The following is a 22,386-nucleotide window of genomic DNA, read 5'->3' on the forward strand; positions in this document are numbered from 1 at the left end:
AAATGCCCGTACTTGAGCGTGGTATTCATAAACGCGTGCAGGAGACCATCGAACTAGAGCGAGATGCCCACATGAATTAAACGTAATACGTAAAAGAGGAGCGTGAACTAATGGAGCAGAGCGAAATGATTTTAGTGCTTGATTTTGGCAGCCAGTATAACCAACTGATTACACGTCGTATCAGAGAACATGGTGTTTACAGTGAACTGCACTCACACAGGATAACCGTCGAAAAGGTAAAGGAAATGAACCCAAAAGGTATTATTCTCTCGGGTGGTCCGCACAGCGTCTATGATGCGACGAGTTTTCGCTGTGACCCGGCTATTTTTGAGTTAGGAGTACCTGTTCTCGGGATTTGTTATGGCATGCAGCTGATGGCGCTTCATTATGGCGGGGAAGTCTCAGGCACGACTAATCGTGAATATGGCAAAGCGGAAATAAATTTGAACCAGATAAGCGATGTGTTTGCAGGTACGCCTGAAAGCCAGACCGTCTGGATGAGCCATGGAGATAAAGTGATCCAGCCGCCTGAAAATTTCACAACAGATGCCACGAGTCCTTCAACACCGATTGCTGCTATGAGTGATGCGAACCGCGGGTTGTATGGTGTCCAATTTCATCCTGAAGTCCGTCACTCAGAATATGGCCATAGAGTGCTGAGAAACTTTGTTTACGATGTGTGTGGCTGTGAAGGCGATTGGACGATTGAGAATTTCATCGAGATGGAAGTTGCTAATATCCGTCAGCAGGTCGGGGACCGGAAAGTGCTTTGCGCGTTAAGCGGCGGTGTTGATTCATCCGTTGTCGCTGCACTCATTCATAAAGCTATCGGTAAGCAGTTGACATGTATATTTGTTGATCACGGTCTGCTCAGGAAAAATGAAGCAGAGGAAGTGACGGCAACTTTTCAGGATGATTTTGACATGAATTTTATAAAAATCGACGCAGCTGACCGGTTTTTGTCAAAATTAAAAGGTGTCGATGATCCCGAACAGAAACGGAAGATTATCGGCAACGAATTCATTTATGTTTTTGATGATGAAGCAGATAAAATAAAAGATATCGATTTTTTGGCACAGGGAACGCTTTACACCGACGTCATCGAAAGCGGAACCGAAACGGCCCAGACGATTAAGTCACATCATAATGTCGGCGGACTGCCGGAGGATATGCAATTTGACTTGATTGAACCGCTGAACACATTGTTTAAAGATGAAGTGAGAGAGCTTGGGCTGCAGCTTGGATTGCGGGAAAATATTGTATGGCGGCAGCCGTTTCCGGGTCCGGGACTTGCTATCCGGGTTCTTGGTGAAGTAACTGAAGAGAAACTTAAAATTGTTCGTGAATCGGATGCGATTTTACGCGAAGAAATTGCAGCTGCCGGGCTGGAGCGGGACATCTGGCAATACTTCACGGTTCTTCCTGACATTCGCAGCGTCGGCGTCATGGGAGATGCACGCACATACGATTACACAATTGGCATCAGAGCAGTGACATCCATTGATGGCATGACATCAGACTGGGCGCGCATTCCGTGGGATGTTTTGGAAAAAATATCAACGCGCCTTGTAAATGATGTCGAGCATATTAACCGTGTCGTGTATGATGTGACGAGCAAACCGCCGGCAACAATCGAGTGGGAATAACGAATGATATGTATAAAAACATAAATAATGTTCGTTTTTTCGTTGACGATGTCGAATTTTTGTAGTACAGTGACACTATAATTAAATAAATGCGTATAATTTGGGGAATATGGCCCAAGAGTTTCTACCGGACCACCGTAAATGGTCTGACTACGCAGGATCGAGCCATGAAGTTGAGTGTTTTATACCTCTTCTGATTGCTTTTTCTTGCTTGTTTTTACAATACTCTTGCCCCTGGCAGGAGTATTTTTTATTTTGAGGAAAAAAGCTTTTGAAGCGGCGTCCAGAAAGAACAACATTTAAAGAAAAGCTTGAAAAGGTTTGGAGGAGACATAATGAAAAATTATTTTCGCTTTCAGGAATTAGGCACGAATTACAGACAGGAATTCATGGCGGGAATGACAACGTTTTTGGCGATGGCTTATATCTTATTTGTGAACCCGTCAACACTTGCATTAGTCGGTGTCGAGGAACTGCCTGAAGGTGTCACGCGTATTGATCAGGGGGCAGTGTTTACGGCTACTGCAATTGCTGCTGCTGTCGGGACATTAATTATGGGGGTTTTTGCTAAATATCCGATTGCGCTTGCACCCGGGATGGGTTTGAACGCATTTTTCTCCTATACCGTGATACTCGGATTTGGTATTCCTTGGGAAACTGCACTGGCCGGTGTTTTAGCTTCAGGACTTATTTTTATTGTATTAACATTGACCGGCTTGCGACAGAAAGTGATTGACGCTATTCCGGGGAATCTGAAAATGGCAGTAGGTGCCGGGATTGGTGTCTACATTGCTTTTATCGGTTTTCAGAATGCCGGCATTATTGTAGGGGACGATGCAACGTTAGTCGCTTTGGGTAATTTAACGTCACCGACTGTGCTATTGGCCATTTTTGGCATTTTTGTCTCCGTTATTTTACTGAGCCTGAATATTAAAGGCGGCATTTTTTACGGCATGATCATTACAGCCATTGCCGGTATGGTCACGGGGTTGATTGAACCGCCGTCAGGTATTGGCGGAATCGTAGGCGAGGTGCCAAGTGTGGCGCCAACATTCGGTCAGGCATTCATCCATTTTGGTGATATTTTTACCATTGAGATGCTCGTCGTTATTTTGACATTTCTATTCGTTGACTTCTTTGATACGGCAGGAACACTTGTGGCCGTGGCTAACCAAGCTGGTCTGATGAAAGATAATAAATTGCCGCGGGCCGGAAAAGCGTTGTTCGCGGATTCAGCTGCTACAGTGGCGGGAGCGGCAATCGGTACCTCAACAACAACGTCATATATCGAATCAACGGCAGGCGTTGGCGCGGGTGGACGTACCGGATTTGCTTCGGTTGTGACGGCAGGATTTTTCATTTTGGCCTTGTTCTTCTCCCCGCTGTTAAGCGTTGTTACTGCAGAAGTGACGGCGCCTGCGTTAATTATCGTAGGGGTCATGATGGCGGCTTCGTTGAAAGATATTGACTGGGATCAGTTTGAAATTGCTGTACCCGCATTTTTGACGGTTATCACAATGCCGCTCGCATACAGTATTGCAACCGGTATCGCCCTAGGTTTCATTTTCTACCCGATTACGATGATTTTAAAGGGGCGCATTAAAGAAGTCAATCCGATCATGTACCTTCTGTTTGTCATATTTATACTGTACTTTATTTTCTTGAGCTAACAATGAAATAACCGTATGTTTTCGGGTGTAACTAAACTTAAACCAGCTAATCATTATCCAATGGTTAGCTGGTTTTTGAACTTGTTTCACTTTGGGGAGCACATTGTTTCAGAAATATATAAGAGAATATATTTAATTTAAATGTAAATAATATATACAGTTTGTAAATTTGATGAGGAATGATTGGCCATGCATATCATCTATAACTTATTAATTTTATTGGCTGGCTGGCGATGGGGTGACTGGCGAAATTGGGAAAAATATTATCCAACTATACTTTTTTTTATTGTAAATGATCTCCTATATAATTTTATAACGTATAATCATCCGTTTTGGGATTTTAATGAAAATGTATTTCGAGTGCAATTCTTTAATCATACAACGTTGTCGTTATTAATAATGTTTGTTAGTTATCCAGTAACCATTTTGATTTATCTGAAAAAATTCTTCGGGACGACCAAGTGGAACGTAAGGCTATTTCATTTCATGCTTTGGGTAATAATCTATCTTGCAGTCGAACACATTAATTTGCACATTGGTTTAATTTCTCATCATAATGGTTGGAGTATGTGTTATTCGGTGCCATTTGTTATTGCCATGTTTATTATATTTCCAATCCATTACAGGAATCCCTTGTTGGCATGGCTGATAACATTAGGAATTTTAATTTTGCTTACAATTCCATTCGATTTTCCATTGGACAAAATGAAATAATACCAGCGTGATGGGAATTTCAAGTGTGATCAAATATGCAATTGTGTCGGGGTGTATATATGGAAATCATTTTATGGTGGATCGCATTTTTTATCGGCATTGTCTTATTATGGTTTAGCTTAAGAAAGCTGCCTTTTAAAGAATGGATTTTAGTTTATTTATTAACCTCTTATTTTTCGATCATTCTTGGTACGATTGTTGTGGAAGAAAATATGCTGCATTACCCTGAAAAAGTTTTGGATAAACATTTTGAATCGAGCATCCTTTTTGAATACCTTATGTTACCTGCTGCGAATATTTATTTCTATTACACTACATATCAATCCAAGTTACCCGGCATGTTGATTCAAAGTTTAATTTATTCTTCGCTTTTAACGATGATCGAAGTGCCTTTAGAAAAATATACCGATTTGATTGAGTATCATACATGGACATGGATGTATACGTTTATCAGTCTCTTTTTATTTTTTATTTTTATTCGTATTCTAATGCAATTAATTAACAAGGCCGGCGCTTGTGCCGTTTCTCGCGGCAAATGAGACTGGATTATCACAGGACAGGTGTATATGGTGGACGGCGGTAGAATGGCTAAGTTGAATCTTCCTTAAGGAAGGCTTTAATACCTACCAACCAGCACTTTTTATATTCCGCGCCTTCGCGTTCTCATGTTCATCGTATGGTAAATGATTAACAACAGCGTGCCGATAGCTGAAGAAACACCTAGTACTGCATACAGGGTACCGCCGCCATACGTTTCAATAAGCGCTCCGCCAAGCAGGGACCCGATAATACCTGATATACCAAAAAATACAGCGTAAAATAACAGATGTCCGGTTGATTGAAGGAGCTTTGGAATCAAGCGTGTGACGTAATCAAGGGCTGCCAGATAAAAAATGCCAAAGGTGAGTCCGTGTAAAAATTGCAGGGCAATGATAAACAGCGGGTCGTTGGCCGCAGCATATAAAAACCAGCGTACACTGTAAACAATACCGGCAAAAATGACAAAAATTAAGGTGTGATAATTGCGGAACCAGCGGCCGGCAAATGCAAAAATAAGTGCCTCACTTGCAACACCGACAAACCATGCGATTCCTACGAGTCCCTCATTTCCACCAAGCTGTTTGATATACAGACCGATAAAACTATCGCTTGTCCGGTGGGTCATTGTGATAAACATGATGAAAAACAAAAAAAGCAGAAAAGGTTTATTCCGGATAAGCTTGTTAACATCTTTAAGCTGGACCGGTTCATTCGCAACTTTTACATCAGTGAGCTTGAAGGTGACAATAAGCGCCATTATCCCGAAAAGCAAGTAAGGCCAAATCATATATTGAATACCGGCGGCGCTTAAAAATTGGCCGATGACGAGTGACGAAATCGCAAAACCAATCGATCCCCACGTCCGGATCGTTCCGAACGAAATATTCAACGCATCAGCACGGCGCTGACCGAGACTGTCACCAAGCCCGCCGATTGGTGATGTAAAAAAGTAAAAGACAAACCCCGCCAGCAAGATAGCGACAAGACTGTTCATCTGGAAAAATAAGATACTGCTGATGAGAAGGCCGATAATACAGATTAATAGAATGTACTTGACGGTTTTATATTTGTCACTCATGTATCCCCAGAATGGCTGGGCAATAATGGCTGCCAATGGTCCCACGGCGAGAACCCAGCCGATTTCAGTTCCATTTAATCCTTTGTATTCCAAATAAAGCGGCAAAAAACTGAGAATAATCGTATTTGTAGCATGAAAGCTGAATAACAGCATTTTTAATGGTGTAAGTGACGGTTCGTTTGACATGTTGCTCGCTCCTCTATGGTTCTTGGCGATTCCGGAAAGTGTTGCCTACAGCAGTATACGCCACTTTGGCAATGTAAACAAGCCATGCGTATGATGAGTGCTTATACCACTTTTGTGATATGATGACAGCAATCTATGCCAGGTATGTAGATGACGAAAAGTTTCAGAAAGGACGTGTCAACATGGCATATATCTTACAAGTGGATTTTGAATTGGATGGCCCTTTTGGTCAAGAGATGGCAGAGGAATTTTCTGATCTGGCAAAAAGCATTAATGAAGAGGAAGGCTTTATATGGAAGATTTGGACTGAAGATAGTGAAGCGAAGGAAGCGGGCGGTATTTATCTGTTTCAGTCAAAAGAATCAGCACAAAATTATTTAACGATGCACACTGAACGGTTAAAGCAGTTTGGTATAGAGCCGGTTAACGGGAAAATATTTGAAGTGAATGAAACGTTAACTCAAATTAATAATGGTCCAATTAAATAACTTAAAAGCTCGGGGCGAGAACAAGATGTGCCAGCTGCGTTTTATGGCAGCTGGTATGGTCAGTCACATTTAATTGTGAACTTCAGCGAAAAAACTGTAAACTTGAGCCGATTTTGTGACAACTTAAGCCGAATCTCGTTGAGTTTGAGCCGAAACTGTAACAATTTGAGCGAACGGACCTGCCCCTGAAGTTTCCCCACGTTTAGTGAACTTATTTCCAAACTTTCTCAATAAACGCATCCCGGCCGGATTGGGCGCGGTCTTTTTTATAATGCTCGGCATGCTTTTTATAGAAGTCCTGGTGATATTCTTCGGCTGGATAGAAAGTCGATGCCGGCAAAATTTGTGTCACAATCGGGTCGTTAAATTTGCCGCTTTCTGCAAGTGCTTGCCTCGATTGTTCAGCGAGATCGCGCTGTTCTTCATTATGGTAAAAAATTGCGGTCCGGTATGAATCGCCACGATCGTGAAATTGGCCGCCATCATCGGTTGGATCAATTTGACGCCAGTAAATAGCAAGAATTTCATTATAAGGCATGACTTCCGGATCGTATGTGATCTCAACAGCTTCAAAATGGCCGCTGTTACCGCTTTTTACATCTTCATATGAAGGGTTTGTCATATGGCCGCCGGTATAGCCTGACAAAACACCATGGATGCCGCTCCATTGGTCAAATGGCTTAACCATACACCAGAAACACCCTCCTGCAAAGGTTGCTTTTCTCAGTTGATTTATCATGTTCCTTTCCTCCTGTCGATAACCGTTTCGTCATTATAACATAGGTGCCGGCAACAAGGTTAAGTGTGCTGCATTTTACAAAAAGTACGGGCCGAAAAAGACTGCAACCATTAGTGCGTGAGTGCCTGCAAAATAAACAATCCTGGAAGGTGCATGCCAGTCACGTGTTACTTTTGCCGACTGGGCTGCAATATAGGCAATTACTGCTGAAACCAGGATAAACACATAGGAGCTTCCAGTGAACGTTAAGTAATCAGGTGCGCGTGCGAAAATGTCATCAATGAACACCATGTCCTGGAACAGGAATACTGCCAGCATGTAAATGGCAATTCCCGCACAAAAAAACCATGACCGCTCTTCATCCAGTTTACGCCCTTTAATGACATACATCAGGACAACGAACAGCACCGGCCACATCAGCCAGATAGTCGTGACAAGAAGCGTAATCAGCACTTTGGCAAGCATGCCGAACGTTTTGCCCAATGCCCGCAGCCAGTCATCCTGATCAAGACCGGCAGCCTTTTCGATAATTGAAGCGTTGCTAGATGAAATATAAACGTTTTTCGATTCACCGCTTTGTTCAAGCCACATAACTGTCGAGTCATTTACCCATTGTGGGTACGTTCCCGCTTTTGGGGTGTTGCTTTTACGAAAGGTTTTGACCTCGCCGCTATTTGTAATGGTCGCGGAATAGACATTGAAGGCCCGGTTATTCTGGTATTTCGTTTCGGTATAGCCGCCCGCACTGAACAAAAGATGCGGTTTACCATTCTGATAAGAAATCGTTATCGTGTTCGCTTCGCTTAGGGCGCCTCCGCCGGCAGGATCAGGGAAAGATAGTGGCTCGAGCGCTGGCGCTCGGTTGCTCCCTACGGAGGTCTCACTCATATAAGTATAGGATTGCGGTGAACCCTGCGACTGTTTTTGCACCGTTTCCATAATATAAGCGATTTTTCCGTCATGAATGGCAAAGTCCATATCTTCAACGGTTTGCATTGGGTCAATTTGAAACGATTCCTGGTGAATCATTTCGGCGTTATGATCGGCCAGTTCATAAATACTTAACGCCACGTCGTTGTTAAGCGAAATCTCTGTCATAAAATATACGTGGTCTTCTCCCTGGAACGGGATGATGTCATCCAGGTTATCTTCCAATTGCATGATCTTGGAAGAATTGTTGCTTGACGGGTCAAGTTCATATAATGTGTTTTTCTTGATGTAAAGTGCCGTATTGTCGAGTGGATAAAAACGATCGGCATCAGGCACAATCACATTGCCTTCACGATCACGGATATCGCTGTAATCATGATAAATCAGTTCGTCGCCATTGAGAAAGACTTGAGTCCATTTATCGAGCGGAATATCGTATGATGTTTCATCAAGCAGTTCGAATTTCCGGTTAAACGTTTTTACCTTGAGCAGGTCTGGTTCATATGTTTGCAAAACATATTGACCTTCTGATGTTTCCTTGACAGGAAGTCTTTTATCCACAGGGGTTTCCCCAATTTTCAACCCCCTGCTCCAATCCTTTTCAGGCCGTTCAGTCACGTCGGCAATGCCTTCATTCAGCATAAGCAAAACACCTAACAGAATCACAATAGAAGGCAAAACCCAAAATAAATGCTTTTTCATTTTCAACCCCCCTGTACATATAATAATTTTACCATAAATAGGAAGAGGGGAGGTTTTTGTTTATGCTCGATTAAAGGTACAATATAATATAGAAGAAGGGAGTGGGAGGCTAATGGCAACGCCGTTTGTTAATAAGATTTTGACGGGGAAAGTTAAACGTATGGGGACGCCTGGCGCGAAATCGCCGATGGAGCGGGAATGGGAAAGCGGTATTTTCAAGAATATCACGGTTGGACCGCAGTGGATTGGAACTGAAGGGTTCTCAACTGACGAAATAGCGGACAAAAAAGCACATGGCGGTCCGGAAAAAGCCGTTTTTGCCTATCCATCAAAACATTACCGTTATTGGCGGGATGATGTGAACATAATGGAAATGGGCATCGGCGCGATGGGGGAGAACTTATCCCTTGAAAACGCTGATGAATCAACGGTTTGTATTGGTGATACGTATCGGCTCGGTGACAGCATTGTTCAGGTCTCCCAGCCAAGACGGCCGTGCTGGAAACCGGCAAGACGCTTTCGTGTGATAGATCTGGCATTAAGAATCCAAAACAGCGGGCGGACAGGCTGGTATTTTCGTGTTTTGCAGGAAGGCTATGCAGAGAGCGGCAAAGAAATGGAACTGATCGAACGTCCGTATCCGGAATGGACCATTGCTGCCTGCAATGACGTCATGTATGTGAAAAAGAGAGACCTCAAACTGGCAGAGCAGTTGGCATCGTGTGAATTGCTTGCCCCCAATTGGAAAAAATCGCTGGAAAAAAGATTGCAAGGCAAACAATCATCCGACGCCAAACGCGTCTACGGCCCCAATAAGGATTAGGGACGAGGGGACGGGATCGTTGTCCCGCATTAAAAGTTATATGCTGAACGAATGGAATCATGAAATGGTTACGGGCTGTAACCGGCGGGAGGTAAAAAAGTGCTCAGTAATGCCTTTGTTATGGTAGCTATTATATTAATCATCAATATCGCTTATGTGTCCCTTTCGACCATGCGGATGATTTTGACGCTGAAAGGGCGGCGCTATATGGCTGCTTTTGTCAGCATGTTCGAAATTGTTATTTATGTTCTTGGGCTTGGTCTTGTGCTTGATAACCTGAACGAGATCCAGAATATCCTTGCCTATGCCATCGGTTTTGGCATTGGCGTTGTTGTAGGCACCAAGATAGAAGAAAAACTGGCGTTGGGCTATATTACTGTCAATGTGATTTCATCGGATCCTTATATTGATTTTACCCGGCAAATCAGGGAGAAAGGATACGGCGTGACAAGCTGGTTTGCGTATGGAATGGAAGGCGATCGGCTGGCAATGCAAATTCTGACGCCAAGAAAATACGAACTGAAGCTTTATGAGACGATTAAAACGATTGATCCGAAAGCATTTATTATTTCGTACGAACCGAAACAGATAAATGGCGGCTTTTGGGTAAAGCAAGTGCGACGGGGACGATTATTCAATAATAACCAAAAGAAAGACGGCAGCGGCGGTGGTTCTGTACCAACAGCGCAGCGGTCAATCGCAAAGCCGGGAAATAACCGAAGTCAGCATCATTTTAAAAAATGACATAATAAAAATATATAAAAACCGAACAATGGATATGTTTTTACGGCAAACGTTCGATTTTAAATTGACATCACAGCCGGTTACTGCTATGCTGTGACTATAAAAATTTATACTGCCTCATATATTTTCGGGAATATGGCCTGAAAGTTTCTACCCGGCACCGTAAATGCCGGACTATGAGGGAGGATGGAAATTAACTTGCAGCACGTCTGTTATACCTGCCCTTCCGGCTGAACCGGAGGCAGGAGTTCAACAGACATGCGTTTATTTAGTTGCGCTAAGTCTATTCATCTTCTCTCATACGCTTGGGAGAGACGGATAGACTTATTTTATTTAGGACCTCATCGTTAATTTATAATACAGCCATTATTTATGAAAAGCTATATAAATCATGAAAAGAGGGATAGAATGGCGCGTGTTGGTGTGATTATGGGGAGCATCTCGGACTGGGAGACGATGAAACACGCATGCAGCATATTGGAAGTGTTGGAAATCCCTTATGAAAAAAAGGTGATTTCCGCGCATCGGACACCTGACGATATGTTTACCTATGCAAAGCAAGCAAGGGATAATGGGCTGAATGTCATTATAGCCGGAGCTGGCGGGGCTGCGCATTTACCCGGGATGGTTGCAGCACAGACTTCACTCCCCGTCATTGGTGTGCCGGTTCAGTCAAAAGCGCTGAATGGTCTTGACTCACTGCTTTCAATCGTGCAAATGCCTGCGGGAGTTCCGACTGCAACCGTAGCAATTGGCACGTCGGGTGCTAAAAATGCCGGTCTTCTGGCTGCCCGGATAATCGGTGCATTCGACGATCAAGTTGCTGAAAAACTAGGTGACTACCAGGGAAAGATGAAACAATCGGTTAATGAAATGAGGGATGAACTTGCAGAACAATAAAGTGGTACTTCCCATGCAAACGATCGGCATCATCGGCGGCGGTCAACTGGGACGTATGATGGCAATTGCCGCTAAATATATGGGCTACAAAGTGGCGGTCCTTGACCCGACCCCAAACTGCCCGACCGCCCAAGTTGCCGACCAGCAAATTACTGCCGATTATGATGATATGGATGGTATCCAAAAGCTTACTGACGTGAGCGATGTCGTTACATATGAATTTGAAAATGTTGATCTTGACGCGGCGGCTTTTATCGAACGGCACGATAAACTTCCACAGGGCGCCTATGCACTGGAAATCACCCAGAATCGTGAAAAAGAAAAAGCGGTCATGAACGAAGCAGGGCTGCCGGTGCCCGCCAATAAGATTGTCGATAGCAGTGAGATTTGCGCGCGTGCATTGGAAAACATGCAGCTTCCGGCTGTTATTAAAACCATCAGCGGAGGATATGACGGCAAAGGTCAGCTCAAAATAAACACAAGCGATGATATTAAAGCAGCATGTGAATTTGCTGAGCGGAACGCCGTAAGCATTATCGAACAATGGGTCCCGTTTGATCAAGAAATATCAGTTGTGTTTACGCGCGGGCAAAGTGGTGAGACTGCTTTTTTTCCGATTGCGGAAAACGACCATAAAGATCATATTTTATACAAAACAACAGTCCCGGCTTCCATCAGCGCCGTGGTACAGCAAAAAGCGCTCGATGCTGCAGGCAGTCTGGCGGAAAAAATGAATATTACGGGCACGTTTGCAATCGAAATGTTCGTCAAAGGTGATGACATTTACTTGAATGAGATGGCACCAAGACCGCATAACTCGGGGCATTATACAATTGAAGCGTGCACAATATCGCAATTTGAACAGCATATCCGAGCTATTTGCGGCCTGCCGTTGATGCCGATTGAACTGCTCAGGTCCGCTGTTATGGTCAACATTCTTGGTGACGATATGGAAACAGCTTTAACTGAGCTTCCGAAAATGCAGCACGGATTCCTGCATTTGTATGGAAAAGAAACGATAAAGGCTAAACGGAAGATGGGGCATATTACCTTTATTGCAAATACAGTGGAGGAAGCAAATCGACAACTGACAGCATACGAGGAGGCAAAGCAATGATTGAACGTTATACCCGCGAAGAAATGGGTTCGATTTGGAGCGAGGACAACAAATACAATGCATGGCTTGAGGTGGAAATTTTAGCGTGTGAAGCATGGCGCGAGCTTGGCATTATCCCGGCAGATGATGTGGAAAAAATTCGCCGGAACGCTTCTTTCAAGGTAGAACGAATCCAGGAAATTGAACAGGAAACACGGCATGATGTGGTGGCCTTTACAAGGGCGGTTTCCGAAACACTGGGAGACGAGCGGAAATGGGTGCATTACGGACTCACTTCCACAGACGTTGTCGATACAGCTCAATCGTATTTACTGAAGCAGGCAAACGATATTATTCGTAAAGACCTGCACCAATTTATCGACGTTTTGAAAAATAAAGCCATTGAACATAAACATACCGTCATGATGGGGCGGACACATGGGGTTCATGCCGAGCCGACAACGTTCGGATTAAAAATGGCACTGTGGTATGAAGAAATGAAACGTAACCTTGAACGCTTTGAGCTTGCGGCTAAAAATATCGAATTCGGCAAAATGTCAGGTGCGGTGGGCACCTACGCGAACATCGATCCGTTTATTGAATCATACGTGTGTGAACAGCTTGGGCTGACGCCTGCGCCGGTATCCACGCAAACATTGCAGCGTGATCGTCATGCCGACTATATTTCTGCCCTCTCATTGATTGCAACATCAATCGAAAAATTCGCGACTGAAATCCGCGGTCTTCAGAAAACGGAGACACGGGAAGTGGAAGAGTTTTTTGCAAAAGGTCAAAAAGGCTCATCGGCAATGCCGCATAAGCGGAACCCAATCGGCTCGGAAAACATGACCGGCCTTGCGCGTGTCCTGAGAGGGCATATGGTGACCGCATTTGAAAATGTTTCCCTTTGGCATGAACGGGATATCTCACACTCATCGGCGGAACGGATTATTTTACCGGATTCAACGATCGCACTGAACTACATGCTGAATCGTTTTTCCGGAATCGTCAGTAAACTGACCGTATTTCCTGAAAACATGAAGCGCAACATTGATAAAACGCACGGTGTTATCTTTTCGCAGCGCGTACTGCTTGCACTCGTCGATAAAGGCATGAGCCGTGAAGAAGCATATGACCTGGTACAGCCGAAAGCAATGCATGCCTGGGAAGAAGGGACGCATTTTAAAGCACTGGTGGAAAATGATGCACAGGTCAGTCAAAATCTGACCCAGGCTGAGATTGACGATTGCTTTGATTATACGTACCACTTGAAAAATGTGGATGCCATATTTAACCGGATTGGACTTGAGGCGAAATGATGAAGGCTGATTTGTTATATGAAGGGAAAGCAAAACAGGTTTATGAGGCAAAGGGCGAGAAAGAAAAGCTCGTGCTTGATTACAAGAATGACGCAACGGCTTTTAACGGAGAGAAAAAGGAAGTTTTTTCAGGAAAAGGCCGGCTGAACAATGAAATCTCTGCCTATATTTTCGACGTTTTGAATGAACAGAGCGTCCCTACACATTTTGTTGAAAAGCTTTCGGAGACAGAGCAGCTTGTTCACCGGACTGACATCATCCCACTCGAAGTTGTCGTCCGTAACGTGGCTGCAGGAAGCATTACACGAAGACTCGGCTTACAAACAGATACATCGTTCAACCCGCCGCTCGTTGAGTTGTTTTATAAAGACGATGACCTTGGTGACCCCTTGATAAATGATGCGCATGCCTTATTCCTGAGCGATGTCACCACGTCCGAACTCGAGGAGATAAAAGACAACGCACTGGCAATCAATCAGCAGCTGATCAATTTATTTGAGTCAATCAATCTCAAACTGGTTGATTTTAAACTGGAATTCGGACGATTGGCCAACGGACGTATCGTGCTGTCTGATGAAATTTCGCCTGATACGTGCAGACTTTGGGATATAACGACAAACGAAAATCTGGATAAAGATGTGTTCCGGCAGGGGACCGGTGATTTGCTGGAAGTCTATCAAAAACTATTGAAACGACTGGAGGCCAGGACATGAAAAAAGTGACCATCCGTATTATGCCGAAGCAGGGTGTACTCGATCCGCAGGGAAAAGCTGTTCAAACATCTCTGAGTGCATTGGGTTTTTCTGATGTGAAAGAGGTCCAAACCGGGAAGTTGATTGAACTGTTTGTGGAAGATTACCAGAATATTGATCAACGTGTTCGTGACATGTGCGACAAACTATTGGCCAATCCGGTTATGGAAGACTATCACTATGAAGTGGAGGAGGTCGCGCGCACATGAAGTTTGCAGTTATCGTTTTCCCCGGGTCGAACTGTGACCGTGATATGTATCATGCGATCAAACATGTTCTCGGGATGGAAGCTGATTTAGTCTGGTATGACAATAGCAATCTGGAAAACTATGATGCGATCCTTTTGCCCGGCGGATTCTCTTACGGTGATTATTTGCGCTCGGGAGCTATCGCATCAGCATCAAATGTTATGCAGCACATAAAAGCACACGCTGAACAAGGGAAGGCTGTTCTCGGTGTTTGCAACGGGTTTCAAATACTGCTGGAAGCCGGCCTGTTGCCAGGTGCTATGCTGCCAAATAAAAATTTGTCATTCATGTGCCATTACGAACCGTTGGCCGTCGCCAATCACAAAACTTGCTTTACGTCGAATTATGAAAAGGGTGAAGTCATTCAGCTGCCAATCGCGCATGGTGAAGGAAATTATTTCGCTGATGATGAAACCCTGTCAGCGTTGAAAGCAAATAAACAGATCGTCTTTACGTATGAGAACAACCCGAATGGATCAGCAGCAGACATTGCAGGCATCATTAATAGACAAGGCAATGTACTTGGCATGATGCCGCATCCGGAGCGGGCAGTGGAGCGATTGCTCGGCAGTGACGATGGTGTGAAACTGTTTCAGTCATTGATCCAGAATTGGAGGGACGCTTATGCAGTCAACGCATGAAATCAGCCCGGCAAAAGTTGAACAGGAGAAACTCTATCTCGAGATGGGGTTGAGTGAAGAGGAATTTGAAAAAGTTAAAAACATCCTTAATCGGCGTCCGAATTTTACTGAAACAGGGATTTTTTCGGTTATGTGGTCGGAGCATTGCAGTTACAAAACTTCCAAACCGCTTCTGAAAAAATTTCCGGCGGATGGCCCCGGTGTTTTACAGGGACCGGGAGAAGGTGCAGGCGTCATTGATATTGGCGATGGCCAGGCGGTCGTTTTCAAAGTGGAAAGTCATAACCATCCTTCAGCGGTTGAACCGTATCAGGGTGCGGCGACAGGTGTAGGCGGGATTATCCGTGATGTGTTTTCGATGGGAGCCCGTCCGGTCGCCTTGATGAATTCATTAAGGTTCGGCAATTTGACGACCGGCCGCACGAAATATTTGTTCCAGGAAGTTGTTCATGGAATCGCGGGCTATGGAAACTGTGTGGGTGTGCCGACGGTCGGCGGTGAAGTGCAATTTGATGACAGCTATGAGGAGAACCCGCTCGTTAATGCCATGTGTGTCGGACTGATTAATCATGATGACATTCAAAAAGGCATTGCAGCCGGTGTCGGTAATACAGTCATATACGCAGGTGCCCCAACCGGTCGAGATGGAATTCATGGTGCAACGTTCGCATCAGTTGATCTAAGTGATGAATCTGACGAAGACCGGCCGTCTGTTCAAGTGGGCGATCCATTTATGGAAAAATTATTGATTGAAGCCTGTCTCGAAGTTATTCACTCTGACGCACTTGTCGGCATGCAGGATATGGGCGCGGCGGGGCTGACTTCATCAGCGAGCGAGATGGCGAGTAAAGCCGGTACAGGAATAGCCATGAACCTGGATTTGGTGCCGCAGCGTGAGGAAGATATGAATGCGTATGAGCTGATGCTGTCTGAATCGCAGGAACGGATGCTGCTCGTCGTGAAGCGCGGGCGGGAAAAGGAAATCATCGATGTGTTTGAAAAATACGGATTGCAGGCAGTGGCTGTCGGCGAAGTAACCGAAGAAAAATCATTTCGGCTTATACAGCATGGCGAGGTCGTTACCGATATTCCGGTTGATGCATTGGCTGAAGAAGCGCCAGTTTACCATATGCCATCAAAAGAAGCGGCATATGTCAAAACGTTTCAGAAAATGGAGAATGAAGTGCCACATGTGACGGACCATGGTGAAATGCTGAAACAACTGCTCCAGCAGCCGACAATTGCCAGTAAAGAGAGTGTGTATGATCAGTACGATTCAATGGTGCAGACGAACACAGTGGTAGCACCGGGATCGGATTCGGCCGTTATTCGGATTAAAGGTACCGATAAAGCATTGGCGATGACCACCGATTGCAATTCACGCTATATTTATCTTGACCCGTTAACTGGCGGGAAAATTGCTGTTGCTGAAGCAGCACGGAACATTGTTGCTTCAGGCGCACGGCCGCTTGGTTTAACCGATGGGCTGAACTTCGGAAACCCGACCAATCCGGAAATTTTCTGGCAGATGGAACAAAGCGTGGAAGGCATGAGTGAAGCTGCCCGAACATTAAAAACACCTGTTGTCAGCGGGAACGTATCACTTTTTAACCAATCAAACGGAAAATCAATTTTTCCAACACCGGTCGTTGGGATGGTTGGATTGATTGAATCGCTTGAGCAACTGACCCCGAACTTTTTTCAGCAACCGGGAGATCTGATTTATGTGATTGGCGAAACAAAGGCTGAATTTGGCGGAAGTGAGCTGCAGAATGTGATGAAAGGGATGTACAAGGGCAAAGCACCTGCCATTGATTTACATGTGGAAGCCAAGCGCCAGAAGCAGCTGCTTACAGCAATCAGGCAAGGGTTTATCGAGTCGGCACATGACTTGGCTGAAGGCGGCCTTGGTGTTGCACTTGCTGAAAGTGTTTTTAATGGAAAAGGACTTGGGGTGGACGTTTCGCTTCCCGGCGATCCGACTACTGCCATGTTCAGTGAAACCCAGTCGCGTTTCCTCGTTTCAATTAAGCCGGAGCAGCAAGAGCAATTCGAAGCAGCAATTGAAAATGCGGTGCAGATTGGCACAGTCACCGGTGATGAAACGTTTGTTATCAGGGCAAATGATGAAGCGTTAATCGACGAAGATGTCCAAACATTGCATGAATTGTGGAAAGGAGCCATCCCATGCTTCCTCAATTAAAAAGCATTAATGAAGAGTGTGGTGTGTTTGGCATTTGGGGGCACGATAAAGCAGCTGAACTGACATATTACGGCCTGCATTCAATGCAGCACCGCGGCCAGGAAGGCGCAGGTGTCGTCGTGAATAACCGGCAGAAGCTGAACGTTCATAAGGGGCTAGGTCTCGTCAATGATGTTTTTAAAGAAGCCGATTTCAGTCAGCTTGCGGGTGATACAGCAGTTGGGCATGTCCGGTATTCCACGCAGGGTGAAAGGTCTTTTGAAAATGTTCAGCCGTTGGTGTTCCAATCACAGACTGAGGGCATGGCGTTGGCACATAACGGCAATATCATGAACGCTGAAACACTGCGTGGCGAGCTTGAAGAACAAGGGAGTATTTTGCAGACCTCTTCTGATACAGAAGTGCTCGCGCATCTGATTAAACGCAGAGGCATGGGCATTAATGAAACTTCGATTTCAGATGCACTCAATAAAATTACCGGTGCGTATGCGTTTATTATTTTAACGGAAGAGAAAATGTATGCAGCGCTTGATCCGAGCGGCATCAGACCATTATCGATCGGCCGGCGTGGCGATGCTTATGTGGTGGCATCCGAAACGTGTGCTTTTGATCAGATTGGGGCAACATTTGAACGGGAAGTTTTGCCTGGTGAGCTGGTAACGATCGATGATGACGGAATAGCATCAACGCGCTTCGCTATGCGAGGCCAGCGGAAAATGTGTGCGATGGAGTACGTTTATTTGTCACGTCCGGACAGTGATGTCAATGAAGTCAATGTTCATGCTTCACGCAAACGAATGGGAAAAGAATTGGCCGACGAATCGCCTGTTGAAGCAGACATGGTCATCGGCGTGCCCGATTCGAGCATTTCATCGGCTATCGGCTATGCGGAAGCAAGCGGCCTCCCGTATGAAATGGGGATTATCAAAAATCGTTATGTGGGCAGAACGTTTATCCAGCCTTCGCAGGAACTGCGGGAGCAGGGTGTGAAATTGAAACTTGCCCCGGTTCGCGGAATTGTTGCCGGAAAGCGAATTGTCATGATCGACGATTCAATTGTCCGCGGAACGACGAGTAAACGCATTGTACACATGCTGAAACAGGCTGGTGCCGCCGAAGTCCATGTACGGATTGCTTCACCGTCAATTCAACATCCTTGCCATTACGGAATTGACATGTCAACACGGGAGGAATTGATCGCTGCCAACTATTCAGTTGATGAAATAAGCGACATTATCGGTGCGGACAGTGTGGCGTTTTTATCTGAAGCCGGCCTGGAAAAAGCTATCGTCAAAGATAAGACCATTCATCAGGGAATCTGCATGGCCTGCATGACGGGGAGCTATCCAGTGAATGCGAATGGCGAGCGGGAAGCGGCTTATCGAAACTGATAAAGAGACAACCATTAATTTCGAGAAAAAGAGGTGAGGCAATCAATGGAAAATATATATAAATCGGCCGGGGTCGATGTTGAAAAAGGTTATGATGCGGTTGAACGCATAAAAAAACATATAGCCGCAACCGCGCGTCAGGAAGTGCTCGGTGATATCGGTGGGTTTGGCGGTCTGTTTGAATTAACATCATTAAACTATCAGGAGCCTGTTCTAGTCTCCGGTACTGATGGTGTCGGCACAAAGCTGAAGCTGGCAATCGATCTGGAAAAGCACGATACAGTCGGCGTTGATCTTGTGGCCATGTGTGTTAACGACATCGTCGCCCAGGGTGCACAACCACTGTTTTTTCTCGATTATATCGCATGTGGCAAAAATAACCCGGCAAAAATTGAACAAATTGTCGCCGGTATTGCTGACGGATGTAAGCAGTCGGGATCAGCCTTGATCGGCGGTGAAACAGCCGAGATGCCCGGCATGTATCATGAAAATGATTATGACCTGGCCGGTTTTACGGTTGGAATCGCTGAGAAGTCCAAACTTATAACCGGGAAGACAATTTCAGCCGGCGATACAGTGATTGGTCTGGCTTCAACCGGCATTCATTCCAATGGGTATTCATTGGTGCGCAAGCTGGTGCACGATTTGGATTTTGCGAAAACATACGAGGGTCTTGACGGGCAGCTTGGTGATGTTTTGTTAACCCCAACAAAAATCTATGCAAAGTCCGTTGGCGAAGTTATGAAATCTGTGCCTATTAAAGGGATTTCGCATATAACCGGCGGCGGATTTTATGAAAATCTTCCTCGTATGATGCCTGATGGGCTGGGCGTGGCACTTGATTCAACCACTTGGGAGCAACCACCCATATTTTCCTTCTTGCAGCAGCTTGGCGAAATAGCAGATGACGCAATGTATGGCATTTTTAACATGGGGATCGGAATGGCGCTTGTTGTGTCAGAAAGTGAAACGGAGAATGCGCTGAAGATTCTCAACGATCAAGGTGAAAAAGCCTCGGTTATTGGAAAAGTCGTTTCAGAAGAAGGAGTGCATATAACATCATGACTACAGCACAGGCAGCCATTTTTGCTTCCGGTACCGGCAGTAATTTTCAGGCTATCATGGAGACAGAAAATCTGCTATGTGATGTTGTCTTGCTCGTTTGTGATAAATCGGATGCTGCTGTTGTCGATAAAGCTAAAAACCATGGTGTTCCAACGTTTATTTTTAACCCGAAAGATTTTGAGTCTAAAGCCGATTATGAGCGCGTTCTGCTGGAAAAGTTGCGGGAGCGGGATGTCAGCTGGATTTTTTTAGCGGGTTATATGCGAATTGTTGGCCCTGTCTTACTGGATGAATTCCCGGCCAGAATTGTGAACATACATCCCTCGCTTCTGCCCGCATATCCCGGGTTGGACGCTATCGGACAGGCATATGAAGCCGGGGAAGATACGACAGGCGTGACCGTACATTATGTTGACGATGGCATTGATACCGGACCAATTATCGAACAACAGGAAGTTCCGATATATGCGGATGATACGAAGGGACAACTGACAAAGCGCATTCAGCGAGCTGAGCATAATCTTTATCCGCAAGTGATTCAGCGGCTGGTTGAGAGGGATGGTTGAAAACGGAGTTGAGCGGGAGCGGCGCAAACTTAAGCGAAAAACGCCCGAACTTGAGCGGGGACGGTGGTAGCTTGAGCGGGAAATGCTCTAACTTGAGCGGACTCAGCTTAAACTCGAGCAGGAGTAGCACTTAAACGAGCGACAAGCGGAACGAAACGATCGAGCGCAGCGCCAGAACGAGCGACAAACGGAGCGAAACGATTGAGTACGGCGCCAGAACGAGCGACAAGTGGAACGAAACGATCGAGCACGGCGCGAGAACGAGCGACAAGCGGAACGAGATGAGCGAGCGCGGCGCCAAAACGAGCGACAAACGAACTAAAGTGAGCGAGAACGTAACTAGAACGCACTATCTGTTTATCGTTCTGAGCAATATAAACCAAACAACCTAAACTAAGGAGTTTTTCCATGAAAAAGCAGGCATTAATAAGTGTTTCCGACAAATCGGGTATAGCTGAATTTGCCAAAGGATTGGCAGAAGCGGGCTATGCCATTATTTCAACCGGGGGCACATTGCGGACCATTCAAGAAGCTGGCATTGAGGCTTCAGCGGTAGAGGAAATAACAGGCTTTCCTGAGATGCTGGAAGGCCGTGTCAAAACACTTCATCCGGTCATTCATGCCGGTCTCCTGGCCAAACGGGAGAATGAAACACATAAACAGCAGCTGAGTGATAAAGGCATTGCCCCGATTGATATGGTTGTTGTCAACCTTTATCCATTTAAACAAACGCTTGATCAATCGAATGTTACCGAAGAAGAAATTATCGAAAACATTGATATCGGCGGACCGACCATGCTGAGAGCAGCTGCAAAAAGTTTTCGTGACGTGACACCGGTTGTTGACCCAAGTGATTATAACGAGGTATTGAAGGCTATTCAAAACGATGATCTTAGTATGGCCTTCCGGAAGAAATTAGCAGCTAAAGTGTTCCGGCATACAGCACAGTACGATGCATTGATTGCCGACTATTTCACGGACGAAGCATTTCCTGAAAACTACACGATTACATATGAAAAGGTCCAAACGTTGCGATACGGTGAAAATCCGCATCAGGAAGCAGCGTTTTATAAAACGCCGCTCGAATCACCCATGAGCCTTGCGTCTGCCCGACAGCTGCATGGCAAAGAAATGTCCTATAACAACATCCAGGATGCCAATGCTGCGCTTAGTATTATTGCGGAATACGACAAACCGGCGGCTGTCGCAGTGAAGCACATGAATCCATGTGGGATTGGAATGGCGGACGATTTAAAGACAGCATTTTCAAGAGCGTATGAAGCTGACCCTGTTTCCATATTTGGCGGGATTGTTGCTTGTAATCGGCCGATCGAAGCAGATACAGCTGAGCGATTGAGCACTATTTTTTTGGAAATCGTCATCGCTCCGGCCTTTACCGATGAAGCGTTTGACATTTTAACGAAAAAGAAAAATATCCGTCTTCTTGAATTGCCGATGGATGCACCCGGGCAGACGTCACATCAATTAACGAGTGTGAATGGCGGTGTCCTTATTCAGGACGAAGATACGAAAGAAATTGACCAAAGTGATCTCACATACCCGACTGAACGAAAACCAACCGAACGTGAGTTGAAAGATTTATTGTTTGCTTGGAAAGCAGTTAAGCAAGTTAAGTCAAATGCGATTGTACTGGCAAACGATATGAAAACGCTTGGTGTCGGTGCAGGACAAATGAATCGTGTTGGGGCAGCAAGAATTGCACTCGAACAGGCGGGGGAGGAAGCGAATGGGGCAGCGCTGGCATCTGATGCGTTTTTCCCGATGCCTGACACGGTTGAAGAAGCGGCAAAAGCCGGCGTTAAAGCCATTATTCAACCTGGTGGCTCGAAACGGGATCAGGAATCAGTTGACATGTGCAACCAATATGGCGTTGCGATGGTTTATACAGGTGCACGGCACTTTAAACATTAAGCTGAAAGGGGTT

At 45.3% G+C, this 22,386-nt stretch carries 22 protein-coding genes and 2 riboswitches; of the genes, 18 read left to right on the forward strand and 4 right to left on the reverse strand.

Going from position 1 to position 22,386, the window contains the following annotated elements; translation table 11 throughout:
- The first annotated feature begins 110 nt into the window (after window positions 1-110).
- The 4 genes from guaA (at window position 111) to BMZ22_RS13780 (ending at window position 4,569) form a co-directional block, all read left to right on the forward strand.
- Window positions 111-1,646, forward strand: a complete 1,536-nt coding sequence (gene guaA / locus BMZ22_RS13765; RefSeq protein ID WP_090086620.1) for a glutamine-hydrolyzing GMP synthase — start codon at window positions 111-113, stop codon at window positions 1,644-1,646.
- 71 nt (window positions 1,647-1,717) lie between these two features.
- Window positions 1,718-1,819: riboswitch (purine riboswitch) on the forward strand.
- A 162-nt stretch (window positions 1,820-1,981) separates the two neighbouring features.
- Complete coding sequence (locus BMZ22_RS13770) at window positions 1,982-3,316, forward strand: NCS2 family permease (protein ID WP_090086622.1); 1,335 nt, start codon at window positions 1,982-1,984, stop codon at window positions 3,314-3,316.
- A 189-nt stretch (window positions 3,317-3,505) separates the two neighbouring features.
- Window positions 3,506-4,030 carry a CBO0543 family protein gene (locus tag BMZ22_RS17480; protein ID WP_090086624.1) on the forward strand — a complete coding sequence of 175 codons (525 nt, stop codon included), beginning with the start codon at window positions 3,506-3,508 and terminating at the stop codon, window positions 4,028-4,030.
- 59 nt (window positions 4,031-4,089) lie between these two features.
- Entirely contained in the window at window positions 4,090-4,569 is a 480-nt protein-coding gene (locus tag BMZ22_RS13780) for a CBO0543 family protein (protein ID WP_090086626.1), read from the forward strand.
- A 101-nt stretch (window positions 4,570-4,670) separates the two neighbouring features.
- On the opposite strand, the gene BMZ22_RS13785 is transcribed toward BMZ22_RS13780, so the two are convergent.
- A complete protein-coding gene (locus BMZ22_RS13785; RefSeq protein ID WP_090086628.1) occupies window positions 4,671-5,834 on the reverse strand; it encodes an MFS transporter in 1,164 nt (387 codons plus the stop codon).
- A gap of 182 nt (window positions 5,835-6,016) precedes the next feature.
- On the opposite strand from BMZ22_RS13785, the gene BMZ22_RS13790 reads away from it, so the two are divergent.
- A complete protein-coding gene (locus tag BMZ22_RS13790) occupies window positions 6,017-6,322 on the forward strand; it encodes a monooxygenase (protein ID WP_090086630.1) in 306 nt (101 codons plus the stop codon).
- 211 nt (window positions 6,323-6,533) lie between these two features.
- Here BMZ22_RS13790 and msrA read toward each other — a convergent pair whose 3' ends face one another.
- Both msrA and BMZ22_RS13800 read right to left on the reverse strand, forming a co-directional pair.
- Window positions 6,534-7,061, reverse strand: a complete 528-nt coding sequence (gene msrA, locus BMZ22_RS13795; RefSeq protein WP_177183450.1) for a peptide-methionine (S)-S-oxide reductase MsrA — start codon at window positions 7,059-7,061, stop codon at window positions 6,534-6,536.
- Window positions 7,062-7,136: 75 nt separating this feature from the next.
- Window positions 7,137-8,693 (reverse strand): hypothetical protein, encoded by a 1,557-nt coding sequence (locus tag BMZ22_RS13800; RefSeq protein WP_090086632.1) that lies wholly within the window; start codon window positions 8,691-8,693, stop codon window positions 7,137-7,139.
- 112 nt (window positions 8,694-8,805) lie between these two features.
- Between BMZ22_RS13800 and BMZ22_RS13805 the strand changes: the two genes are divergently transcribed.
- From BMZ22_RS13805 to purN, 12 genes are all read left to right on the forward strand, one after another.
- Window positions 8,806-9,516, forward strand: a complete 711-nt coding sequence (locus BMZ22_RS13805) for an MOSC domain-containing protein (RefSeq protein WP_090086634.1) — start codon at window positions 8,806-8,808, stop codon at window positions 9,514-9,516.
- A 99-nt stretch (window positions 9,517-9,615) separates the two neighbouring features.
- The gene (locus BMZ22_RS13810) at window positions 9,616-10,260 is read left to right on the forward strand and encodes a DUF2179 domain-containing protein (protein ID WP_090086636.1); all 645 of its coding nucleotides are present in this window, start codon (window positions 9,616-9,618) and stop codon (window positions 10,258-10,260) included.
- A 97-nt stretch (window positions 10,261-10,357) separates the two neighbouring features.
- A riboswitch (purine riboswitch) is annotated at window positions 10,358-10,457 on the forward strand.
- 211 nt (window positions 10,458-10,668) lie between these two features.
- Window positions 10,669-11,160, forward strand: a complete 492-nt coding sequence (purE, locus tag BMZ22_RS13815) for a 5-(carboxyamino)imidazole ribonucleotide mutase (RefSeq protein WP_090086639.1) — start codon at window positions 10,669-10,671, stop codon at window positions 11,158-11,160.
- On the forward strand, window positions 11,147-12,277 hold the full coding sequence (purK, locus tag BMZ22_RS13820) for a 5-(carboxyamino)imidazole ribonucleotide synthase (protein ID WP_177183451.1): 1,131 nt from the start codon (window positions 11,147-11,149) through the stop codon (window positions 12,275-12,277). The genes purE and purK overlap by 14 nt, the downstream gene beginning before the upstream one ends.
- Window positions 12,274-13,575: an adenylosuccinate lyase gene (gene purB / locus BMZ22_RS13825; RefSeq protein WP_090086643.1), complete on the forward strand. Its 1,302-nt coding sequence runs from the start codon at window positions 12,274-12,276 to the stop codon at window positions 13,573-13,575. Before purK ends, purB begins: the two co-directional genes overlap by 4 nt.
- Window positions 13,575-14,288: a phosphoribosylaminoimidazolesuccinocarboxamide synthase gene (gene purC / locus BMZ22_RS13830; protein WP_090086645.1), complete on the forward strand. Its 714-nt coding sequence runs from the start codon at window positions 13,575-13,577 to the stop codon at window positions 14,286-14,288. The genes purB and purC overlap by 1 nt, the downstream gene beginning before the upstream one ends.
- Window positions 14,285-14,536, forward strand: coding sequence for a phosphoribosylformylglycinamidine synthase subunit PurS (gene purS / locus BMZ22_RS13835; protein ID WP_090086647.1), 252 nt, complete (start codon window positions 14,285-14,287; stop codon window positions 14,534-14,536). The genes purC and purS overlap by 4 nt, the downstream gene beginning before the upstream one ends.
- Window positions 14,533-15,216 (forward strand): phosphoribosylformylglycinamidine synthase subunit PurQ, encoded by a 684-nt coding sequence (purQ, locus tag BMZ22_RS13840; RefSeq protein ID WP_090086649.1) that lies wholly within the window; start codon window positions 14,533-14,535, stop codon window positions 15,214-15,216. Before purS ends, purQ begins: the two co-directional genes overlap by 4 nt.
- Window positions 15,200-17,419 (forward strand): phosphoribosylformylglycinamidine synthase subunit PurL, encoded by a 2,220-nt coding sequence (gene purL, locus BMZ22_RS13845; protein ID WP_090086651.1) that lies wholly within the window; start codon window positions 15,200-15,202, stop codon window positions 17,417-17,419. Before purQ ends, purL begins: the two co-directional genes overlap by 17 nt.
- Window positions 17,404-18,810, forward strand: a complete 1,407-nt coding sequence (gene purF / locus BMZ22_RS13850; protein WP_090086653.1) for an amidophosphoribosyltransferase — start codon at window positions 17,404-17,406, stop codon at window positions 18,808-18,810. Before purL ends, purF begins: the two co-directional genes overlap by 16 nt.
- A 45-nt stretch (window positions 18,811-18,855) precedes the next feature.
- On the forward strand, window positions 18,856-19,875 hold the full coding sequence (purM, locus tag BMZ22_RS13855; protein WP_090086655.1) for a phosphoribosylformylglycinamidine cyclo-ligase: 1,020 nt from the start codon (window positions 18,856-18,858) through the stop codon (window positions 19,873-19,875).
- The gene (purN, locus tag BMZ22_RS13860; RefSeq protein WP_090086657.1) at window positions 19,872-20,441 is read left to right on the forward strand and encodes a phosphoribosylglycinamide formyltransferase; all 570 of its coding nucleotides are present in this window, start codon (window positions 19,872-19,874) and stop codon (window positions 20,439-20,441) included. Before purM ends, purN begins: the two co-directional genes overlap by 4 nt.
- A 107-nt stretch (window positions 20,442-20,548) precedes the next feature.
- On the opposite strand, the gene BMZ22_RS17155 is transcribed toward purN, so the two are convergent.
- Window positions 20,549-20,851 carry a hypothetical protein gene (locus BMZ22_RS17155; protein ID WP_218144063.1) on the reverse strand — a complete coding sequence of 101 codons (303 nt, stop codon included), beginning with the start codon at window positions 20,849-20,851 and terminating at the stop codon, window positions 20,549-20,551.
- Here BMZ22_RS17155 and purH point away from each other — a divergent pair.
- Window positions 20,850-22,373: a bifunctional phosphoribosylaminoimidazolecarboxamide formyltransferase/IMP cyclohydrolase gene (purH, locus tag BMZ22_RS13865; protein WP_090086659.1), complete on the forward strand. Its 1,524-nt coding sequence runs from the start codon at window positions 20,850-20,852 to the stop codon at window positions 22,371-22,373. The genes BMZ22_RS17155 and purH overlap by 2 nt on opposite strands.
- The last annotated feature ends 13 nt before the right edge of the window (window positions 22,374-22,386 follow it).

It is taken from the genome of Lentibacillus persicus (assembly GCF_900112705.1).
In the GTDB taxonomy this organism is placed as follows: domain Bacteria; phylum Bacillota; class Bacilli; order Bacillales; family Amphibacillaceae; genus Lentibacillus; species Lentibacillus persicus.

Bases quoted from the DNA above. Each gene is read 5' to 3' on its own strand.
- guaA (WP_090086620.1), top strand. From the start codon at position 111: ATGGAGCAGAGCGAAATGATTTTAGTGCTTGATTTTGGCAGCCAGTAT.
- BMZ22_RS13770 (WP_090086622.1), top strand. From the start codon at position 1,982: ATGAAAAATTATTTTCGCTTTCAGGAATTAGGCACGAATTACAGACAG.
- BMZ22_RS17480 (WP_090086624.1), top strand. From the start codon at position 3,506: ATGCATATCATCTATAACTTATTAATTTTATTGGCTGGCTGGCGATGG.
- BMZ22_RS13780 (WP_090086626.1), top strand. From the start codon at position 4,090: ATGGAAATCATTTTATGGTGGATCGCATTTTTTATCGGCATTGTCTTA.
- BMZ22_RS13785 (WP_090086628.1), bottom strand. From the start codon at position 5,834: ATGTCAAACGAACCGTCACTTACACCATTAAAAATGCTGTTATTCAGC.
- BMZ22_RS13790 (WP_090086630.1), top strand. From the start codon at position 6,017: ATGGCATATATCTTACAAGTGGATTTTGAATTGGATGGCCCTTTTGGT.
- msrA (WP_177183450.1), bottom strand. From the start codon at position 7,061: ATGATAAATCAACTGAGAAAAGCAACCTTTGCAGGAGGGTGTTTCTGG.
- BMZ22_RS13800 (WP_090086632.1), bottom strand. From the start codon at position 8,693: ATGAAAAAGCATTTATTTTGGGTTTTGCCTTCTATTGTGATTCTGTTA.
- BMZ22_RS13805 (WP_090086634.1), top strand. From the start codon at position 8,806: ATGGCAACGCCGTTTGTTAATAAGATTTTGACGGGGAAAGTTAAACGT.
- purE (WP_090086639.1), top strand. From the start codon at position 10,669: ATGGCGCGTGTTGGTGTGATTATGGGGAGCATCTCGGACTGGGAGACG.
- purB (WP_090086643.1), top strand. From the start codon at position 12,274: ATGATTGAACGTTATACCCGCGAAGAAATGGGTTCGATTTGGAGCGAG.
- purC (WP_090086645.1), top strand. From the start codon at position 13,575: ATGAAGGCTGATTTGTTATATGAAGGGAAAGCAAAACAGGTTTATGAG.
- purS (WP_090086647.1), top strand. From the start codon at position 14,285: ATGAAAAAAGTGACCATCCGTATTATGCCGAAGCAGGGTGTACTCGAT.
- purQ (WP_090086649.1), top strand. From the start codon at position 14,533: ATGAAGTTTGCAGTTATCGTTTTCCCCGGGTCGAACTGTGACCGTGAT.
- purL (WP_090086651.1), top strand. From the start codon at position 15,200: ATGCAGTCAACGCATGAAATCAGCCCGGCAAAAGTTGAACAGGAGAAA.
- purF (WP_090086653.1), top strand. From the start codon at position 17,404: ATGCTTCCTCAATTAAAAAGCATTAATGAAGAGTGTGGTGTGTTTGGC.
- purM (WP_090086655.1), top strand. From the start codon at position 18,856: ATGGAAAATATATATAAATCGGCCGGGGTCGATGTTGAAAAAGGTTAT.
- purN (WP_090086657.1), top strand. From the start codon at position 19,872: ATGACTACAGCACAGGCAGCCATTTTTGCTTCCGGTACCGGCAGTAAT.
- purH (WP_090086659.1), top strand. From the start codon at position 20,850: ATGAAAAAGCAGGCATTAATAAGTGTTTCCGACAAATCGGGTATAGCT.
- BMZ22_RS17155 (WP_218144063.1), bottom strand. From the start codon at position 20,851: ATGGAAAAACTCCTTAGTTTAGGTTGTTTGGTTTATATTGCTCAGAAC.